Source organism: Rothia sp. CCM 9417, assembly GCF_048513575.1.
Lineage (GTDB): Bacteria > Actinomycetota > Actinomycetes > Actinomycetales > Micrococcaceae > Rothia.
This window is the reverse complement of the sequence record NZ_JBLXXT010000001.1, coordinates 450,330-464,487: the sequence shown is the minus strand read 5'-3', so window position 1 is coordinate 464,487 and position 14,158 is coordinate 450,330. Positions and strand designations below refer to the sequence as shown.

13 protein-coding genes are annotated in these 14,158 nt (G+C 56.1%); 5 read left to right on the top strand and 8 right to left on the bottom strand.

Annotated elements, in window-relative coordinates; translation table 11 throughout:
* Window positions 1-8 precede the first annotated feature (8 nt).
* Window positions 9-947: an ArsR/SmtB family transcription factor gene (locus tag ACN082_RS02085; protein WP_419099191.1), complete on the bottom strand. Its 939-nt coding sequence runs from the start codon at window positions 945-947 to the stop codon at window positions 9-11.
* Between the two features lie 149 nt (window positions 948-1,096).
* Window positions 1,097-2,248 (bottom strand): acetoin utilization protein AcuC, encoded by a 1,152-nt coding sequence (locus ACN082_RS02080; protein WP_419099190.1) that lies wholly within the window; start codon window positions 2,246-2,248, stop codon window positions 1,097-1,099.
* A gap of 333 nt (window positions 2,249-2,581) precedes the next feature.
* Here ACN082_RS02080 and ACN082_RS02075 point away from each other — a divergent pair, with 333 nt between their 5' ends.
* Window positions 2,582-3,898: a TrkH family potassium uptake protein gene (locus tag ACN082_RS02075; protein ID WP_419099189.1), complete on the top strand. Its 1,317-nt coding sequence runs from the start codon at window positions 2,582-2,584 to the stop codon at window positions 3,896-3,898.
* The gene (locus ACN082_RS02070; protein WP_419099188.1) at window positions 3,891-4,568 is read left to right on the top strand and encodes a potassium channel family protein; all 678 of its coding nucleotides are present in this window, start codon (window positions 3,891-3,893) and stop codon (window positions 4,566-4,568) included. Before ACN082_RS02075 ends, ACN082_RS02070 begins: the two co-directional genes overlap by 8 nt.
* 423 nt (window positions 4,569-4,991) lie before the next feature.
* Here the strand turns inward: ACN082_RS02070 and proC are convergent, their stop codons facing one another.
* The 6 genes from proC to ACN082_RS02040 all read right to left on the bottom strand — a co-directional run bounded on the left by proC (window position 4,992) and on the right by ACN082_RS02040 (window position 13,000).
* Window positions 4,992-5,849, bottom strand: coding sequence for a pyrroline-5-carboxylate reductase (gene proC, locus ACN082_RS02065; protein WP_419099187.1), 858 nt, complete (start codon window positions 5,847-5,849; stop codon window positions 4,992-4,994).
* A 53-nt stretch (window positions 5,850-5,902) separates the two neighbouring features.
* The gene (locus tag ACN082_RS02060; RefSeq protein WP_419099186.1) at window positions 5,903-6,754 is read right to left on the bottom strand and encodes a sugar phosphate isomerase/epimerase family protein; all 852 of its coding nucleotides are present in this window, start codon (window positions 6,752-6,754) and stop codon (window positions 5,903-5,905) included.
* A 73-nt stretch (window positions 6,755-6,827) separates the two neighbouring features.
* Complete coding sequence (locus ACN082_RS02055) at window positions 6,828-7,814, bottom strand: Ppx/GppA family phosphatase (RefSeq protein WP_419099185.1); 987 nt, start codon at window positions 7,812-7,814, stop codon at window positions 6,828-6,830.
* 146 nt (window positions 7,815-7,960) lie between these two features.
* Window positions 7,961-10,780: a type I DNA topoisomerase gene (gene topA / locus ACN082_RS02050; RefSeq protein WP_419099184.1), complete on the bottom strand. Its 2,820-nt coding sequence runs from the start codon at window positions 10,778-10,780 to the stop codon at window positions 7,961-7,963.
* 150 nt (window positions 10,781-10,930) lie between these two features.
* Window positions 10,931-11,350 carry a pyridoxamine 5'-phosphate oxidase family protein gene (locus ACN082_RS02045; RefSeq protein WP_419099183.1) on the bottom strand — a complete coding sequence of 140 codons (420 nt, stop codon included), beginning with the start codon at window positions 11,348-11,350 and terminating at the stop codon, window positions 10,931-10,933.
* A gap of 9 nt (window positions 11,351-11,359) precedes the next feature.
* Complete coding sequence (locus tag ACN082_RS02040) at window positions 11,360-13,000, bottom strand: DUF7059 domain-containing protein (RefSeq protein WP_419099182.1); 1,641 nt, start codon at window positions 12,998-13,000, stop codon at window positions 11,360-11,362.
* A gap of 137 nt (window positions 13,001-13,137) precedes the next feature.
* On the opposite strand from ACN082_RS02040, the gene ACN082_RS02035 reads away from it, so the two are divergent.
* Genes ACN082_RS02035 through ACN082_RS02025 form a run of 3 tightly spaced genes read left to right on the top strand, consistent with a single transcriptional unit; the run spans window position 13,138 to window position 14,084 of the window.
* Window positions 13,138-13,455 carry a thiamine-binding protein gene (locus tag ACN082_RS02035; RefSeq protein WP_419099181.1) on the top strand — a complete coding sequence of 106 codons (318 nt, stop codon included), beginning with the start codon at window positions 13,138-13,140 and terminating at the stop codon, window positions 13,453-13,455.
* Window positions 13,456-13,457: 2 nt separating this feature from the next.
* Window positions 13,458-13,928: a pyrimidine dimer DNA glycosylase/endonuclease V gene (locus tag ACN082_RS02030; protein WP_419099180.1), complete on the top strand. Its 471-nt coding sequence runs from the start codon at window positions 13,458-13,460 to the stop codon at window positions 13,926-13,928.
* 15 nt (window positions 13,929-13,943) lie between these two features.
* On the top strand, window positions 13,944-14,084 hold the full coding sequence (locus ACN082_RS02025; protein WP_419099179.1) for a hypothetical protein: 141 nt from the start codon (window positions 13,944-13,946) through the stop codon (window positions 14,082-14,084).
* Window positions 14,085-14,158 lie beyond the last annotated feature (74 nt).

Genomic DNA, 14,158 nt, shown 5'->3' with positions numbered 1-14,158 from the left:
TGGAGTGATTAGCGCGCGCTGCGACGGCCCCAGCGAGCCAGCTTTGACAGCAGACCGCCTTCTTCAGCGGCTTCTGCTGCCTGCGCCTCTGTGATAGATGCGCGTTCCTGCGATTCCGCAACAGCAGCCTCAGCCTGGGCATCAATATCAGTCTCAAGCTTTGAAAGAGCAGGCTGAGCTTGGGAGAGGCCTTGGGGAACAAGCGGATTCTCGCCTGAAGAAACCTGTTCGTCTTCAGAATCTAAGGTGAGGTTCTGAGCCATCAGCTTAAGCTGAAGAGTTGCCTCAGTTTCAAGGTCTTCTGCAGCAAATGTGTTATCTAATGTTGCAGATAGAGCCTTGGTACTTTCTGCTTTCTGCCTGGGAAACACCTCTTCCTTATCGATAATCTCGTCAGCTCGCTCACCGGTGTACCGGTCAAGGACCGGGGTGAAAGCAGTCAAAGGAGTAATCAAAATACCGGCGTTCGCAGGGTGAGGAACAAGGGGGGTATCAACCTGTTCCTGGGTAACTTCAGCAGTCACGGGGGGCTCTTCTTCGGCTTCTTCTGGCTCGCTACTTGTAGCAAGCGGGCTAACCTTTGTTTCGAGGGATGGGGGGCTGGCCGTGCTGACCTGCTGGTCTGCTGGGTGAGCCCTTTCGTCCTGGGGGGTGGGAACAGTTTGGGACTCTCCTGTTTGGAGAGCGGGGGCGTCGATGAGGGTCTGAGCCCAATCAGTGATAGTAAGGAGGGGCGCTGGGGTAATGGAATAGAAACGCTTCTGACCTACGGCCTCGGTTTCGACAAGACCGGCAGTTCGTAGGACTTTAAGGTGTTTAGAAACAGTTGGTTGGCTAACGCCAAGCTCCTCGACCAGTTCACCCACAGCCAATCGCTCGACAGCAAGTGCCTGAAGAATGTGTCGCCGGGTCGAGTCAGCGATAACAGCAAAAACGTCGTCTTTCATACTGACATCATATACGTATATATACCCACAATTGCATGTTTTACCAACAGAAGGGGGGACATGCCTGCACCTTATTGAAGCGGAGGGACTTTTACCCAAAGGGTAATACTTAGCCATTCTAGCTTACCCTGCCACACCAGAAATATTGACTAGTCATACCAGGGATCCAGACCCCACAGTGGAAAAACCTCCTTGCGGGTGGCCATAATTGAGCGGTCGATACCGCTTGCAGGGTCAAACCCGACCTCCCACGAAGACCACCACAAATCCACTGGGTCCCCCAAGATAGTGGGCACTTTCGTCCCGTAGCGCTCCAACATATATTTTTGCCAGGCTTTCGGAGTGGGTATATTCACATCGAGAGGCTGACCGGCGGCAACAGCAATAAGGTGACTCCAGGAACGGGGTACAGCGTTATAAATCGAGTAGCCCCCTCCCCCGGTAGCTATCCATCGGCCCTCACACAGCTCATCGGCAAGCAAAGAAATATGGGCGGCAATCTCACGCTGACCGTTAATGCTGACCTTCAGGTGCGACATGTCATCGTCCATGTGTGAGTCGCAGCCGTGTTGGCTAACAATGACCTCTGGCTGAAACTCCCGTAAGACGCTGGGGACGATTGCGTCGAAGGCTCGGAGCCAGCCAGAATCAGCAGTTCCTTCGGGTAGGGCAATATTTACCGAGGTTCCCGCCGCAAGGCCCTCCGGCCCCACCTCGTTTGCAAACCCGGTGCCGGGAAAGAGCGTCATGCCACTCTCATGCAGAGAGATAGTCATAACGTTGGGATTATCCCAAAAGATGCTCTGAGTACCGTCCCCGTGGTGGGCATCCACATCGATGTAGGCGACTTTTGAAACACCCTGTTCCAGCAGGTGGCCGATACCTACAGCGCAGTCGTTATATATACAGAACCCGCTCGCCTGATCCCGCGAAGCGTGGTGCATACCGCCACCAAAATTAACCGCATGTTTTACAGCACCAGTCAAGATGGCCTCTGCCGCCTGAAAAGTTCCACCAGCCAGTCGGGCACTTGCTTCGTGCACCCCCTCAAAACCAGGGGTATCTTCCGTCCCCAAACCACAGTTTGCAATGGTAAGACTCGGGTCAGCACTAATCTTCTGAACCGCATCAATATAGGAGTAATCATGCGCTAACATGAGCTGGTGAACGTTAGCCATCTCTGGCTCTTCGAGCTGGATTTGCGGCAGGTCAAAGATTCCCAATGCGCGAGCTAGGGATGCCGTGGCATCGAGCCTGGAAGGGTGCATAGGGTGATAGTCGCCAAAATAGTAGTTAGCCATGTGGGGACTCCACAAGACTCGCAGGTCAGTTGGCGTCAGACTATCGGTTGCTGCCACGAGCACTACCCCCTAAAGGTTATTTAAGTCACATTCCTCATTAAACACTCTAAACCCCATCGACAGCGGAGCCTACCGATATGACACGCACACTAGGCTAGAAAGAGAGGTGAACCAATGAACAAAATCGTGCGCCAGCCCCCGAAACCCGAGGACCATAGCACCCTCTTCAAAATCAAGGAAAGAGTCCCTCAAACAGTCATGAAAGAGGCTGACCAAGATGCCCACCCTCTCCAAACTCTCTTATATAGATTTCGCGAGCTAGTAGATCAAAGTGTGGGAAATTCCTCCTCCCGCATAGCTATTGCAGCCTTTGTCCTGGTCATTTCCGCCTTATCCTTGCTCCTTTACACCCCCTGGGCCTCCCAGGACGGCCACTCAGTAGCCCTCCATGATGCGGTTTTCACGGCAACTAGTGCTGTGACCGTTACCGGTCTTACCACTGTCTCCACGGCTGACCAATGGAGCACTTTTGGGCACCTCGTTATTCTCGTCGGCGCACAGGTCGGGGGCCTGGGGACCCTCACATTCACCTCTATCCTGGCTCTGATCGTTGGCAAGAAACTTGGATTACGCTCAAAAATCATCGCTCAGGAAACCCTCAACATTGGCCGTTTGGGTGAAGTAGGCTCAGTCCTACGCACAGTAGCCTTCACCTCTATCACCATCGAAGCCTTTATTGCCGCAACCCTTATTCCCCGCTTCATATTTTTGGGCGAGCCCCTGAGCCAAGCCACCTGGCACGGAGTCTTCTACGCGATCTCGGCCTTTAACAATGCAGGCTTCACCCCTCACACAGATGGCCTTGTACCCTATAGCCATGATCTGTGGGTCATTACCCCCATAGCCTTAGGGGTCTTTATCGGCTCCCTGGGCTTCCCAGTCATCCTGGCCCTGCGCAAGAGCCTGCACTACCGGGGGTGGAACCTCAACGCCAAGCTCACCCTGCTGGGTACCTTCCTGCTCTTTATGATGGGTTCCCTAGCCTGGCTGGTTCTAGAATGGAACAACCCCAAAACTATCGGGAGCATGACCCTGGCCGATAAGCTACTGAACGGAATATTTGCTTCTGTCATGACCCGCTCTGGAGGCTTCAACCTCGTAGAGATGTCAGACATGAACCCGGTGACAATGCTGTTGACCGATGTACTGATGTTTGTCGGCGGAGGCTCAGCATCAACCGCTGGTGGTATCAAGGTCACCACCCTGGCCGTAGTTTTCCTAGCCATTTTGGCCGAGGCCCGTGGTGACCAGTTCGTTGTAGCTTTCAGAAGAACCATCCCTGACGCTGTACTACGCATCGCAATTACGGTCATCATGATGAGTTCTGTCTTTGTACTCCTGGGGACTGCCGCTATTATGCTGATCAGCGGAGCCAGCCTGGATAAGTCACTCTTTGAGGTTATCTCCGCTTACGCCACCTGTGGTCTTTCAAGCGGGCTCTCACCTGATTTGCCAGCGGCAGGGGCCTACGTCCTTTCCCTGCTGATGCTGATTGGCAGAGTCGGTACCGTCACCGTGGCAACGGGCCTGGCTCTACGTTCCCGTCGCCGTCTATACAAGTTCCCCGAAGAAAGGCCCATCATTGGCTAAGAAAGAGTCTCGCACAACCCACAGCGCCCCGGTTCTAGTAATCGGGCTTGGCCGCTTTGGGTCAGCTACCGCTGCACAGCTCGTCCACCAGAATAAGGAGGTTCTGGCTGTTGAAAAGGATTCCGCACTGGTTCAGAAGTGGGCAGGGGAGCTGACCCATGTGGTCGAAGCAGATGCAACAGATATCAACGCCTTACGCCAGCTAGGCGCTCAGGACTTTAGCTCTGCTGTGGTTGGCGTAGGAACCTCGGTTGAGGCCTCTGTGCTCATCACAGCTAACCTAGTGGATTTGGGGATTGAACGCATCTGGGCCAAGGCGATTACGCCCTCCCACGGCAAAATTCTATCCCGTATTGGAGCACACCGGGTTGTTTACCCAGAGTCAGACGCCGGCGTCCGTGCCGCCCATCTGGTCTCCGGTCGCTTGCTTGATTTTATTGAGTTTGACGATGATTTCGCCATCGTCAAAATGTACCCACCTAAAGAAACCCACGGCTTCACCCTGGCAGAATCAGACGTTAGGTCGAAATACGGTGTAACAATCGTGGGTGTAAAATCCCCCGGCGAAGAGATTACCCATGCAACCCCCACAACAAAAGTCTCTTCACGAGATTTACTTATTGTCTCTGGGCAAGTGGATCTTATTCAGCGTTTTGCCTCAAGGCCCTAAATTCTCCACCCAAAGGTTGCCCTGACTAGGATTCAATAAACCTCAACCTAATATGTATGTTGAGCTAATTTCTGAAAATTTTTCTGTTTTTTCTAGGACAACAAGGTGCATAATCCTACGAACTAGCCTATAGTTATAAATACCTCTAAAGGTGCGAGTGATTACTGAACGGTCCGCGAACCCGTTCAAGTAGCTAGAGACCTGATCTCTATGGTGGTTCCCCCTAATGCCACCGAGTTCAGGTTGAAGGCATTCTCCATCCGCCAGATCCCTACTGGTGGGTAGAGAGCTAAAGGCCAGTCCGGTTCCCTACGGACTGGCCTTTTAGTTTGCCCCCAAGTAGTTTCGCTACCCTCAAGGCTGAAATCTTGTTATAGAACTTGGTAGCACAGTATGCTCTTATGCTCAAACAGTCTTTAGGTGCTAGTGATCCTTGCTACCGCCGCAGAATTCAGCAGTCATCTCATCATTGCGCTGAACACAAGCCCGCATAGCCGCCTCAGTTAGTTCAAAGAGACCACCCTCAGTAAAGGTCCGGATAGCCCTGTCTGTGGTCCCCTTGGGACTGGTGACGGCCTGGCGCAGTGACTCGGGATCAGGGTCAGCCTCCAAGAGATAGCCCGCACCCGCCACGGTTGCCGCGGCTAGCGCTGTGGCTGTTTGCTCATCAAGGCCTAACTTCACACCGGCGGCGGCCATTGTCTCGGCTAGTAAGAAAGCATAGGCAGGCCCAGAACCAGACACAGCGGTGACAGCACCCATCTGTTCCTCTCCAACCTCAAAGACCTGCCCTGCTGCCGCTAAGATATTGGCCGCTACCTCCTGCTGGCTAGCACTTACTGACGCACCCACCGAGATAGCAAGAACCCCCTTGCCCACACGTGAAGGAGTGTTTGGCATGCAACGGATAACAGGTTGTCCCTCAGGCAGTGCTGCTGTCAGGGCATCGAGGGTGATACCTGCGGCCACCGATACCACAAGGGTGCTGGGGTCCAGTACCGGGGCGATCTGCCGGGCAAGGTCAAGAATAGCGTAGGGTTTGACGCCCAAGAGCACAAGGTCTGCCCCCTGGACAGCCCGCAGGTTTGCTTCGGGCTCTGTCTCGTTTGCCAGTACCAGGACTTCTGAGCCTCGCTCCCCCAGTTTCTTCTTAAGGGGCTCGACGCTAGCTACGGAGCCGACAGTAGCGCGAAGTGTTGCAGGATCAGCTCCACCGGCAAGCAAGCCTGAGGCAATTGCCCCGTTCATGGAACCCGTTCCCAAAAAAGCTACAGTAGTCATGGTAGATGTTGTCCTATCGGTAGGGATCAAAGAGAAAGCCTGCACGAGGCAGGTTAGCGGGCCAGGTGGGTGCGCGCAAACTGAAGCGTCTCGTAGAGCCACTCGTCACGCTCAGCCGCGCCCTTGGCCTTGCGGGTCGATACCTCGGCACACACCACGCCCGCAAAGTCGGTCGTCGCAAGGTACTGTAGCGTCTCAGCAACAGGCTGACTACCGTGCCCCGGCACCAAGTGCTCATCCATGAGCTTATCGCCAGAACCATCAGTCAGATGAAGGTGCCCCAGGCGAGAGCCAATCCGTTTAACGGCCTCTAAGGAGTCATCATTGGCAGCTGCCGCATGGGAGAAGTCCCAGGTAATCCAGTCATAGTCAAAGCGAGAGGGCTCCCAGTGCGGGGCGTACATCTCGATCGCTTTCCCTTTGAATGACCAGGGGTACATGTTTTCTACCGCGATTTTAACGCCCTCATGTTCAGAGATTTCGCGGACACCGGCCACAAAGTTCTTGGCGTAGGTCTTCTGCCACCGGAAAGGTGGGTGCGCAACGATCACATCAGCTCCTACAGCCTTGGTCATTTTGGCAGCCATCTGCATCTTGTTCCAGGCCCGGCCCCACACCTGCTGGGTCAGCAAGAGAGTCGGTGCATGAATAGCAGAAATTGGAATCTGGTACTCCTGCACCAGGTTCAGCAGGTCGTAGGGCTCCTGACTCAGAGCGGTGTGAGTAATCATGACCTCAACACTGTCGTAGCCAAGATCAACAGCCGTTGAAAAGGTCTCGTGCACCCCCAGAGGAAAAAGGCAGGAGGTCGAAAGCGCCACAGGAATCTGAGGTCGCGGCCCTTCTATTTCCGTAGTAACAATAGCAGGCTCAGCAGAAGCTGGGTTGAGCTGGGAGTCAGTCATAACAAGCACCGTTCATCTACAAACCGGCTTACCTAGAAAGGAAAGTTTCTACCGGTCAGCAGGATATCAGAGTCTAATTACGGACGAATTCTTCAAGTGAGCGGGGGTCAAGCATGGAGTAAGAACCCTGCTGGGCTAGGTAGTTCATGCGGCGCAGGATCAGGCCCTCACGCAAAGCCCAGGGGCTGACCCGCATAACTCCTACGCCAAAAACATCCATAGCCGTCTCAGCTGCAATAGCGCCAGCAAGCATCTGCTCAGCGCGCACCTCGGACACCCCCGGCAAGTCCACCCGCTCAGACGGTGCCATGGCCTCCATACGACGGGTCCACAAGCGCAGGTCTTCTAAACGCATTTCACGCTTAACATAGGGGCCAGCAGAATACGGGGCAGCACCGCAAATACGGGCCAGGGAGCGGAAAGTCTTAGAGGTACCCACCACCATGTTGGGCTCACCGTAGGCAAGGAGCTGGGTGGCAACAGGCTCTAGGGTTTCACGCACATACTTACGGAGTTTCTTAATTTCCTTGGGTGAAGGGATCTCCGAGCTAAACCAGTCCCCGGTCAGGCGGGTAGCGCCCAGGGGCACCGAGATAGCGTCATCGGGGTAGGCATCCATGCCGGTAGAGAACTCAAAGGAGCCACCGCCAATATCAAAGTTGAGGATACGGCCAGCACCCCACCCCTGCCAGTGGCGCACCGCGTGATAGGTAATCGCAGCTTCCTGGTCACCGGTAATCTCGGTCAGGTTCACCCCGGTGGCATTCTGCACGTGCTGAAGGACCGCAGGGCCGTTTTTGGACTCACGAATAGCGCTGGTAGCAAAAGCTAAAAGGTCCTCAGCTCCCTGCTCGATAGCATAAAGCACAGCGCTCTTGACAAAGGCTGTCAGCCGGTCGCGGCCCTCGTCGGTGATCTTCCCATCAGCATCAATGTAGCGCACCAGTTGGAGGGGCTCCTTATGGGCATCGGTATAGGCTTCGGGGCGCGAACCCAGCTGCCCCTCGATCAAGAGCAGGTGGCCGGTATTTGAGCCGATATCTAGCACGCCGAGTCGCATGGTTCCCCCAGGATAGGTGAAAAGAATAAGGTTCCTGCCTACCAGTCTAAAGGACGCACCCCGCGCGGCCGGCCAGCTCGATCCCGCAAACAGCTGGGGCAGGAGCCTAGCTCCTGCCCCCATCACCCGCTGGCAGGGCTTAGCCCCTACTCAGCGGTTTCTGTAGCTGTTGTCTTCTTGGCTGTTGTCTTCTTGGCTGTAGTTTTCTTTGCAGGTGCCTTCTTAGCGGTGGTCTTCTTAGCGGTAGTCTTACGCTTAACCGGGCCCTTGGCGCGCTTCTCAGCCAAAAGCTCAACCGCACGGGTATGAGTCAGTGACTCAATTGTCTCGCTCCTAGGCACCGTAATATTGGTGACACCGTCGGTGATGTAGGGGCCAAAGCGGCCGTCCTTAACCACAATCTTCTTCTCAGACACCGGGTCAACACCCAGCTCAGCCAAGGGGGGCTTAGCCGCCGCCCGCCCACGCTGCTTAGGCTGAGAATAAATCTCAATGGCCTGCTCCAAGGTAATCGAGAAAATCTGCTCCTCGTTTTCCAGCGAGCGCGAATCCGTACCCTTCTTCAGGTAGGGGCCAAAACGTCCGTTCTGGGCGGTAATCTCAAGGCCCTCAGCATCGCTTCCCACCACGCGGGGCAGACTCATGAGTTTGAGCGCGTCCTCAAGGGTGATAGTTGCCAGATCCATGCTCTTGAAGAGGGAGCCGGTACGGGGCTTTTCAGGCTTAGGCTTCTTCTTAGGCTTGGGCCTACCGTTCTTGTAGTACTCGGTGGGCTGGGCCTCCATCCAGGCGGCGATTTCTTCTTCGCTCATCTCAGGGATCAGCTCGGTGACGTAGGGGCCGTAGCGGCCGTCCCGGGCTACAATAGTGCGCCCGGTCACCGGGTCTACACCCAGTTCACGACCGTCCTGTTTGCCCTGGGAGATCAGCTCTGCGACCTTCTCCTCGGTCAGCTCATCCGGAGCCAGATCATCAGGCACATTAGCGCGGACCGGGTCCTTAATCTCGCCGGTCTCGGTGTCAATTTCGCCGCCCATCTCAAGGTAGGGGCCAAACTTACCCACGCGCAGATTGACTCCGGGGGCAACCTCAATGGAGTTAATAGCTCTAGCGTCGATATCACCCAGGTTATCGACCATAGGCTTGAGGCCGCGCTGGGCCTCACCACCAAAGTAGAAGTTGCCCAACCACTGGGTGCGGGCTTCTTCGCCGCGTGCAATGCGGTCCAGGTCCTCTTCCATCTCAGCGGTGAACTCGTAGTCCACATACTTGGCAAAGTGCTCTTCAAGCAGGCGTACCACCGAAAAAGCCGTCCAGGAAGGTACCAGGGAACCAGCCCGGTGATGAACATAACCCCGGTCCATGATGGTGGAGATAACGGCAGCATAGGTTGAAGGGCGACCAATACCCAGCTCGTCCATGGCCTTGACCAGGGAGGCTTCGGTGTAGCGGGGCGGGGGCGAGGTCTCGTGCCGGGCAGCCTCAATATCGCTGGCGTTCAGCCTATCGCCCTGGGCAAGCTGGGGCAGACGTTTCTCACTCTTCGCCTCGGCGGCCTTGTCTTCCTCATTGCGCAGGGCATCTTTGCCCTCCTCATAGGCAGCTAAAAAGCCTCGGAAGGTAATGACGGTACCGGAGGCGGCGAACTCGGCATCGCGCCCATCACTGGCGATAGCGCCCAAACGGACGGAGGCGGTTGAACCCTTAGCATCAGCCATCTGAGAGGCAACGGTACGCTTCCAAATCAGTTCGTAGAGACGGAACTCATCGGGGCTCAAGGCTGATTTGACGGCAGCAGGGGTGCGGAAGGTATCACCGGCAGGGCGGATTGCTTCGTGAGCTTCCTGGGCGTTCTTAGACTTAGAAGCGTAGACGCGCGGTGAGGCAGGTACAAACTCGGCACCGTAAAGTTCCTTGGCCTGGGCGCGAGCGGCCCGGATTGCCTGATCTGACAGGGCAACGGAGTCGGTTCGCATGTAGGTAATGTAACCGTTTTCGTAGAGTCGCTGGGCAACCTGCATGGTCGAGCGTGACGAGAAACGGAGCTTACGGGCTGCCTCCTGCTGCAGGGTGGAGGTCGTGAAGGGGGCAGCAGGACGGCGAGTGTAGGGCTTGGTCTCGACCGAGCGAACCGCAAAATCAGCAGAGGCCAGAGCGGTAGCCAGCGAACTAGCGGCGGCCTCATCGAGATGGGAAACCTTAGAAGCCGCAGAAGCCTTTAAAGCGCCGTTATCGGCAAAATCCTTGCCCGTAGCAACACGGGCACCATCCACAGCAGATAGCTTAGCGCTAAAGCTCTCAGCCGATGCGGTCGTAAAGGTGCCGGTCAAATCCCAGTAGCTGGCAGAGCGGAAAGCCATGCGCTCGCGTTCACGCTCAACAACCAGGCGGGTGGCAACAGACTGCACGCGGCCCGCAGAGAGACCACGCGACACCTTGCGCCAGAGCACGGGAGAGAGCTCATAGCCGTAGATACGGTCAAGGACACGGCGGGTTTCCTGAGCATCCACCAGGTTCTCATCGATCTCACGCAAATCCTTGAAGCCACGTTCAATGGCTTCCTTGGTGATTTCCGGGAAAGTCAGACGGTAGACGGGTACCTTGGGCTTGAGCACCTCAAGCAGGTGCCAGGCAATCGCTTCGCCCTCACGGTCCCCATCGGTTGCCAGATAAAGCGCATCAGACTCTTTGAGCAGGCGCTTGAGCTCGGTGACTTTCTTCTTCTTATCAGAATTGACCACATAGTAGGGTTCAAAGCCGTTCTCCACGTCAACAGCGAACTTACCCACAGGGCTCTTTTTCAGCTCATCGGGCAGTTCAGAGGGCTGAGGCAGGTCACGGATGTGGCCCATCGAGGACTCGACAATAAAGGCATCTCCCAGGTAACCGCTGATTGTTTTGACTTTAGAGGGGGACTCTACAATCAGCAGTGACTTGCCGTGCAGGGGGGTTGCCTTGGTGGGCACTGGTGGCTCCTTGAGGTTGACAATAGGCGTGTAAGCACAACAATAGCCGACAGACAGCACTTCCTGTCCACTTAGGGTCATGTGACCTTAGAGGGCTCTTGGCACCCATCATGCTGGCCGACCTATGGTGTACGGGGTTCTGGGGCTGGCTTAGAGCTCGTCGGTCGGTTCTTCACCGATCTCAAATTCGCGGCCGCTAATGCTCACCGGCTCAACCTCAACCCAGTTGGTCTTGTAGGTCGGTGCGTAGGCGCGTAGCCCCAACGATTCAATGGCGGCAAGGTCAGCTTCGCTGGTCAGCCACTGGGCATTCCCGTGTACTACCACGGAGCGGGCCATACCATCTTTGACTTCATCAATCTCAAAGGCGGCCTTACGGCTAATAACGACCTCGGACAGCTTCTGCCCAGCTGCGGTACGGAAGTAGATTTTCTTCTGGTGCACCACAAAATTGACGGGGTAAATATCGACTTCGCCGCTCACGGCTAGGGCAAGACGCCCAAACTCATGCGAGCTTAACAGCTCCCAGCAGCGGTCTTCGGTCAGGGCTTTAATCGGGTTCTCTACCATAGCACCAGTCTAGTCACCCTGCTCAAGGCGCAGAAAACTCTTCTCCAACAGTTCACGAATGTTACTTATCAATTCCTGCTGGGGTGAAGCGTCCTGCCAGTCCAGCAGAGTGGCTAGGGCATTGACAATCTGGCCCACGCTGAGTTCCCCATCGCAGGCCGAGACGAACCCGCTTGTTTCTGTGGTTTCTAAAATGGTGCGACGTAAACCGGCACCGGCGCGGAGCAAAATAAGGGACGGATGCTCAGAACCGGGTGACAAGTGGCGCTCCTCGGTCACATCCCCAGCTACCACCAGATGCTGGGCTAGGAGAGCTTCATCATCCAGGGCAGTCACCGCATCATAGTGGGCAACGGCCTCAGTGATAAAGGAGGCAATGGGTTGTTGGATCGGGTAGGTAATTTCCTCAAAACGGTGCAGGCGCTCCCCTGCCGCCTGCAAGTTGGGTCGGCGCAACCAAATCATGCCAAAGCCGATAGCGTCCACGCCTCGCGCGGCAAAGTCGCGCAGGTAGTCAGTATAGGCCTGCTCATAGTGGGCGGGGTCGCGGTTCTCGCTGGCATCACGCAACCAAGTCTCAGCATACTGCTCCGGGGCAAGGACTTCACGCTGAATAAACCAGGCCTCCGCTTCTTGACCTACCCAGTCGCGGGGGCGGGCCGACCAGTCGGCCTGCTCATCGGGGCCAGCCACGGGAATTTCCCAGTTACCCAGCATCTGGGCACGCCCACCGGGGTTCAAGATCTCAGGGAGCTGGCGCACCAAGGTTGACACGATGCCATCCCCTGCCATACCACCGTCGCGGTAGGTGAACTGGTCTGCCGGGGTCTCCCCAGAGCTACGCGGTGTAATGACAAAGGGCGGGTTAGAAACCACCAGGTCAAAGCTCTGCCCGGCTACCGGTTCCAGCAAAGAACCGTGGAGCAAGCTCACCCGGTCCTCCAGCTTCTGCGGGTCAATCTCTAGGGCAGGAGCATTAAGCAGAAGGTTAAAGCGGGTAAAAGCCAATGCCCGCTCCGAAATATCCGTTGCGGTGACGTGACGGGCGTGGGCCAGCAGATGGAAGGTCTGGATGCCGCACCCGGTGCCCAGATCGAGCGCCCGTTCAAGGGGAGTGCGCTCGGTGAACTGTGCCAGGGTCAGGGAAGCATGACCGATACCCAGTACATGGTCCTTCCGCAGAACGCCGGGGCGCTGGTGCGCACCCAGATCGCTAGCAACATAGAGTTCAGTGCCGTCGTCAGCGGCGTGGGGGCGCAGGTCAACCGAAGCCTGAAGGGAACCTGAGGTAGCGCTTTCAGCCAGGCCAAGCTCTACGAGAAGATCGCATAAACCGGCCCCCAGAGCGGCTTCAAGCTCAGCAGACTCAAGCACCTGCCCCATCAGGAAGAAACGCACTACCTGCGCCAGCGACTTTTCACCAAGGCTAAAAGTAGAGGCTTTTTTCTCGTACCCCAGCACCTGGTTCAGCCTGTAGATACCAGGTGTGAGCTGGTCCCGGGTCATGGCCTCAAAAGCGCGGTCACCCAGGAGGGAGGCAACCCCCTCATAGGTATAGTTGACCGCTCGCAAGGCAGTATGGAGCCTGACCAAAGAAGAGATATTGGCGCTTACCGGAGCACCAGGAACACGAGAAAAATCAGTAGTCATCACCCTACCCATGTTAACCGTAGAGAAACCCCAGCCGCACGCACAGATCCGGCCCCTAGCCACCGCACCGCCAAACTAGGCCTCCATTGATGGGGCAGAACCTACCACAAACAGCTAGCACAGGCTAACGTAGAGGTATGTTATTTGCTTTCTCTGTAGCCCCCACTGGAGGCGGCGACCCCAGCGGCTCCGTCCACGACGCCGTTGCCGAAGCCGTCCAGATTGTGCGCGACTCAGGCCTACCCCACCGCACCGATGCCATGTTCACCACCATCGAAGGTGACTGGGACCAATGTATGGCCGTCATCAAAGCCGCCACCGAAGCCATGACCCGCTACGGCAACAGGGTTTCCCTCGTGCTCAAGGCGGACATCCGCCCCGGCCACGACTCCGGTGAAATCACAGGAAAACTCGACCGGCTCGAAGCAGCCATTGACCAGCGGGCCAGGAGCTAACAGTGCGTATCTGGTCCATCACCCCTGCCCTGCTCGATGCCAAAGGCCTAGTCGCTTGCTGGCGTGAAACACTCTTGGCCCAAAAAGTCCTCCAAGGAAAAACACGCGGCTATACTCAGCACCCCCAGCTAGACCGCTTCAAAGCAAGCAATGATCCGCTGGCCTATATCTGCGCCTACCTGCACGGCCTTGCCGACGAAGCTGACACGCGCGGCTACTCCTTTAACCGGTCACTCCTGGTCCTGCCCAGAGATAATAAGCTGGAAGAGCTAGAGGTCACCGAGGGACAGCTAGAATATGAGCTTGCTTTCCTTGCCCACAAAGTCAAAGGGCGCTCCCCCGACTGGTTCGCCCAGCATTTCTCCACGCCACCGCCAGCATTACCCCACCCTCTTTTCAAGGCCGTACCGGGCGGTATAGAAACCTGGGAAAAAGTTAAAGAGGGAACTTCGCCTTCTTTTACCGACAAGTAAGCTAAAGTCTTTCTTATGGCTAATGTAGAAAAAATTGCCGAACTCGAAAAATCCATTACCGACTGGAAGCAAAAAGCAGCCAACGGCGGCCCCGCTTTCATCGAAGAGATTATTGCCCGGCTCGAAGAACAGCTGGCAGAGGAACGCAACTCGTAAGATAACCCACGGCATTACCGCCCCATCAGGGCACCGGTAAGACCTCATAGAAATACCTTCCGTGCTAGCGCACC

What these genes read in the sequence shown, in the direction of transcription:
- ACN082_RS02085 (WP_419099191.1), bottom strand. Translation starts at nt 947, where the DNA reads ATGAAAGACGACGTTTTTGCTGTTATCGCTGACTCGACCCGGCGACAC.
- ACN082_RS02080 (WP_419099190.1), bottom strand. Translation starts at nt 2,248, where the DNA reads ATGGCTAACTACTATTTTGGCGACTATCACCCTATGCACCCTTCCAGG.
- proC (WP_419099187.1), bottom strand. Translation starts at nt 5,849, where the DNA reads ATGACTACTGTAGCTTTTTTGGGAACGGGTTCCATGAACGGGGCAATT.
- ACN082_RS02060 (WP_419099186.1), bottom strand. Translation starts at nt 6,754, where the DNA reads ATGACTGACTCCCAGCTCAACCCAGCTTCTGCTGAGCCTGCTATTGTT.
- ACN082_RS02055 (WP_419099185.1), bottom strand. Translation starts at nt 7,814, where the DNA reads ATGCGACTCGGCGTGCTAGATATCGGCTCAAATACCGGCCACCTGCTC.
- ACN082_RS02045 (WP_419099183.1), bottom strand. Translation starts at nt 11,350, where the DNA reads ATGGTAGAGAACCCGATTAAAGCCCTGACCGAAGACCGCTGCTGGGAG.
- ACN082_RS02040 (WP_419099182.1), bottom strand. Translation starts at nt 13,000, where the DNA reads ATGACTACTGATTTTTCTCGTGTTCCTGGTGCTCCGGTAAGCGCCAAT.
- ACN082_RS02035 (WP_419099181.1), top strand. Translation starts at nt 13,138, where the DNA reads ATGTTATTTGCTTTCTCTGTAGCCCCCACTGGAGGCGGCGACCCCAGC.
- ACN082_RS02025 (WP_419099179.1), top strand. Translation starts at nt 13,944, where the DNA reads ATGGCTAATGTAGAAAAAATTGCCGAACTCGAAAAATCCATTACCGAC.